The organism is Gemmatimonadota bacterium (assembly GCA_021295815.1).
Classification (GTDB): domain Bacteria; phylum Gemmatimonadota; class Gemmatimonadetes; order Longimicrobiales; family Gaopeijiaceae; genus JAGWBQ01.
In genome coordinates this window covers 56328-67032 of record JAGWBQ010000018.1, presented here as the reverse complement: position 1 = coordinate 67032, position 10705 = coordinate 56328, and the positions used below count along the sequence as shown (strand labels likewise).

Annotated in this window: 6 protein-coding genes and 1 CRISPR repeat array; all 6 genes read left to right on the top strand. The window is 64.4% G+C overall.

The window, feature by feature from the left end:
- Positions 1 to 107 precede the first annotated feature (107 nt).
- The 6 genes from J4G12_08510 to cas2 are packed head-to-tail and all read left to right on the top strand — an operon-like array spanning position 108 to position 9859.
- The gene (locus tag J4G12_08510; GenBank protein ID MCE2455837.1) at positions 108 to 2798 is read left to right on the top strand and encodes a CRISPR-associated endonuclease Cas3''; all 2691 of its coding nucleotides are present in this window, start codon (positions 108 to 110) and stop codon (positions 2796 to 2798) included.
- Positions 2788 to 5214 (top strand): type I-U CRISPR-associated protein Csx17, encoded by a 2427-nt coding sequence (csx17, locus tag J4G12_08505; protein ID MCE2455836.1) that lies wholly within the window; start codon positions 2788 to 2790, stop codon positions 5212 to 5214. The genes J4G12_08510 and csx17 overlap by 11 nt, the downstream gene beginning before the upstream one ends.
- Positions 5204 to 6160, top strand: coding sequence for a type I-U CRISPR-associated protein Cas7 (cas7u, locus tag J4G12_08500; protein ID MCE2455835.1), 957 nt, complete (start codon positions 5204 to 5206; stop codon positions 6158 to 6160). The genes csx17 and cas7u overlap by 11 nt, the downstream gene beginning before the upstream one ends.
- A 5-nt stretch (positions 6161 to 6165) precedes the next feature.
- The gene (gene cas5u6u / locus J4G12_08495; protein MCE2455834.1) at positions 6166 to 7806 is read left to right on the top strand and encodes a type I-U CRISPR-associated protein Cas5/Cas6; all 1641 of its coding nucleotides are present in this window, start codon (positions 6166 to 6168) and stop codon (positions 7804 to 7806) included.
- Positions 7807 to 7848: 42 nt separating this feature from the next.
- Positions 7849 to 9558 (top strand): CRISPR-associated endonuclease Cas1, encoded by a 1710-nt coding sequence (gene cas1, locus J4G12_08490; protein ID MCE2455833.1) that lies wholly within the window; start codon positions 7849 to 7851, stop codon positions 9556 to 9558.
- A gap of 7 nt (positions 9559 to 9565) precedes the next feature.
- Entirely contained in the window at positions 9566 to 9859 is a 294-nt protein-coding gene (cas2, locus tag J4G12_08485) for a CRISPR-associated endonuclease Cas2 (GenBank protein ID MCE2455832.1), read from the top strand.
- 211 nt (positions 9860 to 10070) lie between these two features.
- Positions 10071 to 10704: a CRISPR direct-repeat array (repeat unit 36 nt; unit sequence CCTACCGGGGCGGGTCCGCCCCGGCCTCTTTGAAGC).
- Between the last annotated feature and the right edge of the window lies 1 nt (position 10705).

The following is a 10705-nucleotide window of genomic DNA, read 5'->3' as shown; positions in this document are numbered from 1 at the left end:
CCGCACCTGCTTCACCGTCGACGCCTCGTACGGCAACGGGCCCACCGGCACCCTCACGGACTGCAGCCACATCGGTCCTGACCGGGTCTTAACGTAGGTCGCGTCCGTTGACCGACACGACCCAACCGTGCACCGACTTCGGCAAGCTCTTCGCCACGGCTTTCGGCAAAGCGTGCGAACCGTATGCCTGGCAGCGGAGACTCGCGGAAGGCGAGTGGCCGGAGGTCCTGATCGCCCCCACCGGATCGGGTAAGACCGTCGGAGTCACCCTGGCCTGGGCGCATCAACGACTCCTGCGGCCCGAACGCACGCCGAGGCGACTCGTCTGGTGCCTCCCCATGCGAACGCTCGTCGATCAGATATGCGGCGAGATTCACGAATGGCTCGAGCGCATCGAAGCCGATGTCCTGGATCCCCAAGCCCTACTCCCACGCCCCGGCGGCCTCCATGTATTGATGGGGGGCGTCGATTCAGGCAGGTGGCTTGAGACCCCGGAGAACCCTGCGATCATCGTGGGCACGCAGGACATGTTGCTCAGCCGGGCCCTCATGCGCGGATATGCGTCCTCCCGCGCCATCTGGCCGATGGAGTTCGCGATGCTGCATCAGGACGCCCAGTGGATCTTCGACGAGGTCCAGCTCATGGGCGCCGGGCGAGCGACCTCCGCCCAGCTCGAGGCCTTCCGTCGCATGGAACACGTGCGTTCGATGGAGAAGGCCGTCGAGGGCGACGCGGTGCGATGGACGGCTCCGGCTCGCCGGGGGGCATCGGTTCCTCCCGAATACCGGTCGTCGGCTCAGTCCAGGAGCCTTTGGATCTCCGCGACGCTCAAACCGGAATGGCTGGCGACCGTGGACCATCCCGAGCCGAACAAGGTGTTCAGGGTAGATCCGACGAACGAAGTCGACGACAGGCTGAGCAGACTGACCGAGGCGCCGAAACGTCTTTGGAGGATCGGCGACGCACCGGCGTCGGCCGCATCTCCCGAACGCAAGGCGTATCTGGAGCGGCTCGCGGACTCCGTTGTCGAGGCTCACCGACCGGGGACCATGACCTTGGCAATCTTGAACCAGGTCAAACGTGCCCAAGAGCTACACGAGCAGGTCAGACATAGGCTGGCGGTTAGGGAAGATCTTCGCGCCGATGTCGCTCTTCTGCATTCCCGTTTCCGCCCGCCCGACCGGAAACGGGAGATGTCCAAATTCCTCGAGCAGGGAGGTTCCTCGGACATTATCGTGATCGCTACTCAGGCGGTCGAGGCCGGAGTGGACATTTCAGCGACGACAATGTTCACGGAACTGGCGCCCTGGGCGTCGATGGTGCAGAGGTTCGGAAGGGCCAACCGCCGGGCCGAGGTGAAGGGCGGCGCCCGAATCTTCTGGATCGACCTTCTCAGGTCGATCGACGAGGAAAGCAAACAGGCCGAGAAGCTCAATAAGACCCTCTCCCTCCCGTACGAGGTCGACCGACTCCGGGACGCCCGCAGGAGGTTGATCGGGCTCACGGACGCGGCTCCGGTCCATCTTCCGCATATTGGGGAAATCGATCCGACGTTGAACGTCATCCGACGCAATGACCTTGACGATCTCTTCGATACCGACGCGGACCTCACCGGCTTCGACGTGGACGTATCGCCCTTCGTCAGAGACTCGGACGACACCGACCTAAGAGTTTTCTGGCGCGAACTTCCGGTCGAAGACGCCGACCCGCCTAAACCGGAAGCCCGCGAACTCTGCGCCCTACCGGTCGGGCAGGCGAAAGCTTGGGTCCGGAACGCGAAGAAGAGCCTAGGCGCCGTCTTTTTCGTTCGCGATCCTCAATGGCGGAGGAAGGAGCAGCAAACGCAATCGACTCCACCGGGCTGGACCCCCCTCTACCACCACGATACGCTCCGGCCGGGAATGACCGTACTTGCAGATGTGAGGGCAGGTGGTTATGGTGAAACTCTCGGTTTCACCGGCGACCGGAGGCACCGCCCAGATCCGGTCGGGACACCCGGAATGCCCGGTACTCCGGGGGCGTCTACCGAATCGACTCCCGCGTTTCAGGACGCCCTAGGTGCGACCCGGGACCAGGAGGGCGAATCCGAGGGACACGACGACGACCCACGCAGCTCGACCGGACGCCCGGTGCGACTCACAGATCATCTGAAAAAAGTGGCCAGCGAAGTCTCTAGCCTTTGCGACGAACTCGGGACGGACGATGCTACTCGGTGTCTGCTGGTCCGGGCCGCGCGTTGGCACGATCTTGGCAAGGCACATGAGGTCTTCCAAGCGACGATGCGGAAGGGCCTCAACGGAAGAGTTCCGGATGGAGTGCTCCTAGCTAAGACGGTGAAGGGCGGCGTGCGCCACAAACGCGCCTACTTCCGACACGAACTGGCCTCCGCGCTTGCGTTCCTCGGGCACGAAGGATGGTCTCGCGAGGCCGATCTTTGCGCCTACCTGATCGCCGCGCACCACGGAAAGGTTCGGATGAACCTTCGCGCATTACCGAAGGAGTCCCCTCCGACTGAACCTGAAAGGCTCGCGGCTAGGTTTGCGAGGGGCATCTGGGAGGGCGACGAACTCCCGCCCGTCGAACTCGATGCGACCGAACGCTGGCCGGGCGGCCGCCTGAACCTCTCGATCATGGAGCTGGGCTGGGACGAAACGACCCGAGAGAGCTGGACAGAGCGGACCAGGGAGCTTTTGAGATACCACGGTCCGTTCCGGCTGGCTTGGCTGGAGACCATTCTGCGACTCGCCGACTGGCGAGCTTCCGCCGAGCAAGGGTCGGGAGGCCGCGATGGCCGCTGACGGGTTGAGGCTCGAGGGTTGCTCGCCCACCCCGCTCTCGTCCTACCTGAAGGCGCTGGGGACGCTTCGGATCATCTCGTCCGCGATCAACAGCGCGTTCGGCAAGGCTGCCGACGCGAGCGCACGCGGATGGTGGCAGGACGAGCGTTTGCATCTACGGACCTCGCTCGGACGCGACGATCTGCTGAGCTTCTTCCTGAAGGATTACGCGCCGAGCCCGGTGATCGCGCCATGGAACGGAGGCAGCGGATTCTATCCCGAGGACAACCGCGACGGCTTCGGGCCCCTGAGTTCGCCCGAGGTCGCGACCCGATTTGCTCTGTTCTCGGAAGCCTTGCGGATTGCGACGGAGACGCTGGGTAGCTTCGGGCTGCCTCTCCCCGTTCCTGACGCCGAACCCGATGAGGCCCGGAAGCCAAGGACATCCAAGCAGGCGCGCCTGCGAGGAGCGGTGAAGAAGGAGCTGGTCGCCGCACTGCGCGGCAGCCTTCCGCCGGCCGCCTTGCCATGGCTCGATGCGGCTCTCGTCCTAACCGCAGACGGTCTCCGGTTCCCTCCGCTGCTGGGAACCGGCGGAAACGACGGTCGGCTCGACTTCACCACCGGTTTCATGCAGCGGCTGGTCTCGAACGGTCGGACACCAGGTCTCTTCAACGCAACCACGGGAGATCCGTCGTTCGTCTGCGCGGGCCTCCTCGAAAACTCGCTCTTCGGTTCTCCGATCCAGGATCTTACCGATGCGGCGGTGGGACAATTCTCACCGGGCTCGGCGGGAGGACCCAACGCGTCGACCGGCTACGAGGGCGATGCCACCGTCAACCCTTGGGATTTCGTGCTCATGCTTGAGGGAGCGGTCACCTTCGCTTCGGCAGCGACTCGTCGGCACCAGAGCAACGCCCTCTCGCGGGCCAGCGCCCCCTTCACGGTCGGGGCGTCGGGAGCGGGCTGGGGCGGCGTGTCGAACGAGGCGGACGCGAGGGCCGAATTCTGGGCACCGATCTGGACCCGGCCCGCTCGGTTCATTGAGGTTCGAGCTCTCTTCGCCGAAGGGCGCGCGACGTCGGGCGGTCGAACGGCGAGCGACGGGCTCGACTTCGCGCGAGCGCTGGCCACCCTCGGTGTCAACCGGGGATTCTCGGAGTTCCAGCGCTTCGGGTTCTTCCAGCGAGCCGGAAAGAGCTACTACGCGGCGGCACTGGACCGCCGACGCGCGGCACCCTCCAACGGCGCGGCGCTGGTGGCCGACCTAGACCGGGGAGGCTGGCTCGGACGAATCCGACGATCCGGCCGGAAGGACAACCAGCCGGCGGCGACGCGGAATGCGATCAAGACGCTAGAAGACTCGTTGTTCTCGCTGCTGGAGCCCGAATGCCCGCCCTCCTCCGTAAGGGCGGCGATAGAGGCCGTCGGTAGGCTGGCGCGGTTGACGGGCGATAGACCGTCGGTCCGCGAAACGGTGGCTCCGCCGCCGCTCCTCTCACGTTCGTGGCTGCTGCGAGCCGACGACGGCAGTCCGGAATTCCGCGTTGCTGCGGCGATCGCCGGGATCGGCATCCCATCCACGAACCCCGGACGCTCTTCAGGATCGACGGGACTCGGCACTCGGTACTGGAGGATCCCGCCAATGGCCGCGCACCTGGCACCGCTGACCGACGGAGGCGAGGGCTTCGAACGATCGACTTTCTTCAGAGGTTGGCACCTGAGACGCCGTCGCAACTGGTCCACCGCCGAAAACCCGCCGACCGTAGTGTGGGGTCATGGAGAACTGATGCGTAACCTAGTCGCCGTCCTTGAGCGCCGCATCGTCGAAACGTCGGTTCGAGGCCTGGACGACAAACCGTTCGCCGGTGCCAGCTTCGCCAGGCTGTCGGACGTGGGGGCATTCCTCACCGCCGACTTCGACGACGACCGCTGCCAAGACCTTCTCGCCGGGATGGTCTGGGCGGATCCCGTCCGGTTTCGGGCACCGGAACCGAGGGCGGGTCCGTCGAGAGCCACCCTGCCTTTCGCCTACTCGGCCCTCAAACCCATATTCGCTCCCAATGACCAACTCCGCCGGATAGGTGCGATTCCAACGGAGGGGGCCATCCCCGTGCCACCCAACCTTCTCGCCTCTCTAAGGGCGGGTGGAGGGAGCAGGGACGGCCGCGCCGTCGGTCGAGTAGTCCGTCTGGCCTTTGCGAGGGTTCGGTCGTCGGGTTTGATCTCGGCATACGATTCGACCGGATCCGGCAGCGGCGCGAACACCTGGCAGCACGGCCGGATCGGCGTCGGCATACGACCCGACCGCTTGGCCGCCGCCCTTCTCATTCCCGTCGCCGACCGAGGCTTGACGAGCCTACTTCGCCGAGCCTACCCCGGCGCACTTCCCGACAGCGCACACCTCTCACCGGAGGAAACAACCAATGCCGATTGACCTCACTCATCTCGAGCACGCACCGCGACTCCTGCTCGAGGCCGGGCTACGACCGATTCAGGGGAGCCGATTCCAGCCGACCGGCTTCCCGAATCTCGGCCACGCGGTCTACGAGTCGCCCGACGGTACCGGACAGACAGTGCTCGTCGAAAGCGCGCAGTCGATGGCGAATCGCCTCGAAGCCGTCTGCTGGGACGGTGTGGGGGAAGACTGGGTGGGACCGCTGCGCGGTCTGCCGGTGGTGGTGGTGAAGGACGGCGACGGGGAGCACATGACGAATTCGCTGATCGAGGCCCACCGGTTGAATTCTCCTTACATCCTCGAAGGAAAAGACAGGACGGTCTTCGACATCCTAAAGGAGCGGCTGGCAAAGTTCGAGCAGGGACGGGTTGACCTGCGCGAGCTCGCCAGAGTGCTTCTGGAGTTCGATGCGAACGCACTGCTGCACGGGGTGTTCCTTGCTAAGAAGCAGTTGGCGGGCGGGCGGCTTCGTCTACCTCGCTCGCTTTCAGCTTTCGTGGAAGCCGATGGGGCGGTACGGGCGATCAGCGGCGGGGTCAAGAACGACTCGGTCGACCCGAAGGGGGACACGGCCAAGGGATTCGGTAACGTGCCGTTCATGCGCGAGGAGTGGACGGCCGCGCACATCACCGCCTACTTCAACCTCGACCTCCAACAGATTCGAGGCTACGGTCTGGGGAACGAAGTGACCCGGCTCCTGATCCTGCTTGCCCTCTTCAAGATCCGAAGATTTCTGGACCAAGGTTTGCGCTTCAGGACCGCCTGCGATCTCGACCTGGTCGCAGTCCGGGTGACCCGCCCGACAGCTTTCGAGCTGCCCGTTCTTGACGCCATCGAGTCCGAACTTCCCGAACTCATTCGGAACATCAACAAGCAGGGACTTTTCGGGAAGAGCCGTGTCTTCACCGTCACCTACCGGAAGTAGGTTCGGTGTTTGGGTTCGCCTTTCGCTTTCCGACCGGACGGTACCACGCCACTCCGTGGGGAAGGAACGTCAACGAAGCCGATGTGGCCTGGCCGCCGGAGCCCTGGCGGATCCTCCGTGCGCTCATCGCCTGCTACTGGCGCAAGACCGACCGCGTGCGCTGGAGCGAATCTCATCTGGAAGAGTTGATCGACACGCTCGCCGAAGAGCCACCGGTATACCGCCTTCCCCCAGGCGCCGTTCATTCCCACGTACGCCACTACATGCCTGTTCCAAGGGGCAAGTCGGAAACCAGGAAGCTCGTTTTCGACGCTTTCCTGCATCTCCCGGACGGAGCGGAGGTGGAGGTGCGATGGCCGGAGCTTACACTTGAAGAGGGACCGCTGGAGTTCGCGGACGACCTTGCCGCCGGGATCGGGTACCTGGGGAGAGCCGAGAGCTGGACCGAATGCCGAGTTCTGACCGAGGCCCGAGGCGACCCGAATTGCGGCCCCGCCGAGTCCGGATTCGAGGGAGACGCGCACACCGTGCTCGTGCCGCGGTCCACCGACTCGTATCGACAATTACGGAAGCGTCTGATCGAACGCGAGGCTGAGAACATCCGGGTCTTGTCGAAAAAACCGCTCACCCCGCGCGTACTGCAGAGCAAGGTGCACAAATCCTTTCGTACGAAGGGCAGGGGTGGCGTCGACACGCTTCCGGAACGTCTCTTGGACGCGATCTCTCTTGACACGGCGGACCTTCAGCAACGCAAGTGGAACCGACCGCCCGCAGCGTACGAGGCCATCTACGCCCGAGCCCCCGATGCCCGACCCGGCGTTCTCTCTCGGATTCAAAGTCGACCGGTGAGGTCGGGCCCTGCGCGGAAGCTGCCCACCGTGGCCCGCTACCTGCTGGAGGGTCGTCCGCTTCCACGTATTGAAGACGCCATCAAGATCGGTGAGGTGATGCGCGCTGCGGCCCTGTCGAAGTTCGGCTGGCGGACCGACGATACTACGGGCAGGCGATTTCCGTTGGCGCCGTGGCAGATTTCGGGGCGAGAGCTTGACGGAGGGCCGGTGCGCGACCCGGGCCATCCCCATGCCTTCTGGCTGCCGGAAGACGCCGATGACGATGGCTGGATCGATCATCTTACCGTCTTCATCGCTGACGGCATGGCCGAGGAGATCAGGTCGGAGCTGGACCGGATCACGCGGCTCTGGCTCACACCGAGGGCTGGACGGGAGAGCGGCAAGGGCAATATCGACGAATGGCGGCTCGCGCTGGAGGGTTTCGGATGGCCGCGGGATTTCGAGGGGAGTTCCCGTCTCCTAACCACTTCGCGCAGATGGAGGAGCGTCACGCCCTTCCTAGCCTCGGGCTACCTGAAGAAGGACGGATATGGGGGTGAAGCGCGACGACTGCTGAAACGTCGCGGAATCTCGGTAGAGGATGCGAAGATTGCAGAGCGGCAGCAGATCTTGGTGGCCGGGATGCCCCGCAGCGCACTTCACTTCCACCGGTTTCGATCACGCGGCCGGGAGAGACAGCCCGATGCGCAGGGAGCTTTCTTGGAAATCGAGTTTCCGGAAGTCGTGCAGGGACCGCTGGCCCTGGGGTTCGCCAGCCACTTCGGGCTCGGGATGTTCGGAGGCGACGTGGGGTAGGGAGGGCGAATTGGTGAAACCGGCAGTATAGGGTCCGGCCCCATGCGCGACCGCAATCAGCTCGTCCTTCCGATCCCGCCGCCGCCGGCCGATTCCGAGACGCCGCTCGTGCCCGCGAGAATGGTGAACGCCTGGGTCTACTGTCCGAGGCTCGCCTATCTTGAATGGGTCGAGGGAGAGTGGGCCGACACCGCCGACACCGTCCAGGGCACGCGAGTACATGTGCGCACCGACACACCAGCCGGTCGTCTCCCTTCTCCCGAAGAACTTGACGACGTGATGTCGCAGGTCCGCGCGGTCACGATGTCGTCAGATCGCCTGGGCGTGATCGCCAAGATGGACGTGCTCCATGTGCGCGAAGGTGTGGTGATGCCGGTAGACACCAAGAAAGGCAAGCGTCCTCATGTTGCGGCGGGCGCCTACGAGCCCGAGCGTGTCCAGATCTGTCTTCACGGGATGATTCTGGAGGACAACGGTTACGAGGTCGAGCAGGGAGCCATCTGGTATGCAGGCTCGCGGGAACGGGTGCGGGTCAAACTCGATGAAGACCTGCGTACCAGGACCATCGAGGCAGTGCGCGAGCTGCGTGCGGCTGCGGAGACCGGCCGGCGGCCGCCGCCGCTGGAGGACAGTCCCAAGTGTTCGAAATGCTCTCTCGCCGGAATATGTCTCCCCGACGAGACGAACCTCTTCAACCGCGGCTATCCGCCCCGACCGCTCAACCCGGCCGAGGATCCCGCCCTTCCTCTCTACATCCAGACCGTGCCGGCGAAGCTGCGGAAGCGGGGCGAACACCTAGTCGTCGAATTGAAGGAAGAGACCGTCGAGGTGCCGATGGTCGAGGTCTCCCAAGTGGTGCTGTTCGGGCCGGTGTCGGTGACCACACCCGCGCTCCACGCCCTGATGCGGGAGGAGATACCGGTGTCATGGTTCTCGACGGGTGGTTGGTTCCTGGGGCACACGATCGGCACTGGGAACGGGAACGTCGCGGTCCGGGAGGCCCAGTACAAGGTCGCGTTCGACGCCCGCGCCAGTTTGTCCTTCAGCCGCGAGCTCGTCAACGCGAAGGTGCGGAATTCCCGCACGATGCTCCGCCGCAACTGGCGGCAAGAGCGCGGTACCGACGGGAAGGAGGATGCACTGACCGGGCTTGAACGCATCGCCAGGCGAGCGCTTCAGGCGAACGATTTCCAACATCTGCTCGGGCTGGAGGGGGAGGCGGCGGCCATCTATTTCTCGCACTTCAAACAGTTGCTCGCATCCGAGGCGGAAGGTTTCGAAGAATTCTCCTTCACGAACCGGAACCGGCGCCCGCCGACCGATCCGGTCAACGCCATGTTCTCGCTAGCGTATGCCGTGCTCGCCAGGACGCTGACAACGACGATCTCCGCGACCGGCCTTGATCCCTACATGGGGCTCTACCACCGTCCACGTCATGGCCGGCCGGCTCTTTCGCTGGACCTGATGGAGCCGTTCCGATCGATCGTAGCCGACTCGGCCGTGATCCAAGTGGTGAACAACGGTGAGGTCAAGCTCCGCGACTTCGCCTCGAACGGACCGGCGTGTTCGCTCACGTCGAAGGGTCGTAAGGCCCTGATCGCGGCCTTCGAACGCCGGCTCGAGCAGGAAGCCACCCATCCCTTCTTCGGATACCGCGTCTCAATGAGACGGATGCTGGAGGTTCAGGCCCGGTTGCTCGCCCGTCATTTCCAAGGCGAGATTCCGAAGTACCCGCACTATATCCCGAGGTAGCCGCACCGTGGCGAAGGAACGTCTCTACGTGGTCGCCTACGACATCGCTGACCAACGGCGATGGAGCCGCATCTTCAAGCTCATGAAGGGGTACGGCTACTGGCTGCAACTTTCGATCTTCCAGTGCAGGCTGACGGCGCGGAGACGCATCGAGATGACGATCCGTCTCGAAGAGTGCATGAAGCCGAGCGAGGACCATGTATTGATACTGGACATGGGACCGGCAGACAAGATCGCCCCCCGAGTGGAAAGTCTGGGAAAGAGTTATGAAGCTCCCACGCGAAAAGCGAGGATCATCTAGTAAACGGTCCGCCCCGGCCTTTGCGAGTGCTCCGATGGTCATGAAAACCCCGGGAGCGGTCGCTGTCGCGCTTCTTCCTGGCTGCCAGGGGTTTAGGTGTTTAACAATCTCGGTCTTAGGCCCGGATTCCGGTCTACGGTGAATCTCCCGTCGAGACCGCTCGCGCATCCGGCCGGAAGCTGGTGTTGCGCAGAGGGTTAGAACAGGGTATCCTACCGGGGCGGGTCCGCCCCGGCCTCTTTGAAGCCGTCTACCGACCTAGTCGGGACGGACGTCGGAGATTCTACCCTACCGGGGCGGGTCCGCCCCGGCCTCTTTGAAGCGCATGAGCGTTGAAGACATCGCGACGAGATGGTACTCATCCTACCGGGGCGGGTCCGCCCCGGCCTCTTTGAAGCTTTGCAGCAGCTAGCAGAAAAAAATAGCCCGCTCTTTGCCTACCGGGGCGGGTCCGCCCCGGCCTCTTTGAAGCGCGCCCAGCCCAGGAACCCAGCTTACGGCCTTCGCCGCCCTACCGGGGCGGGTCCGCCCCGGCCTCTTTGAAGCAGAATCTCTTAAACGCCCGCGCCCGCAGGAGCGCCGGCCTACCGGGGCGGGTCCGCCCCGGCCTCTTTGAAGCCAGTCTACGAGCCCCCTACCCGGCCCTAACCACAAGTCGACCTACCGGGGCGGGTCCGCCCCGGCCTCTTTGAAGCTTCGCCACTCTCGCGACCTTGCCAAGGAGCCCTCCCAGAAACCTACCGGGGCGGGTCCGCCCCGGCCTCTTTGAAGCCCTGGCCGGCCAGAGCGAATTCCCGGCGGCTCCACCGCCTACCGGGGCGGGTCCGCCCCGGCCTCTTTGAAGCC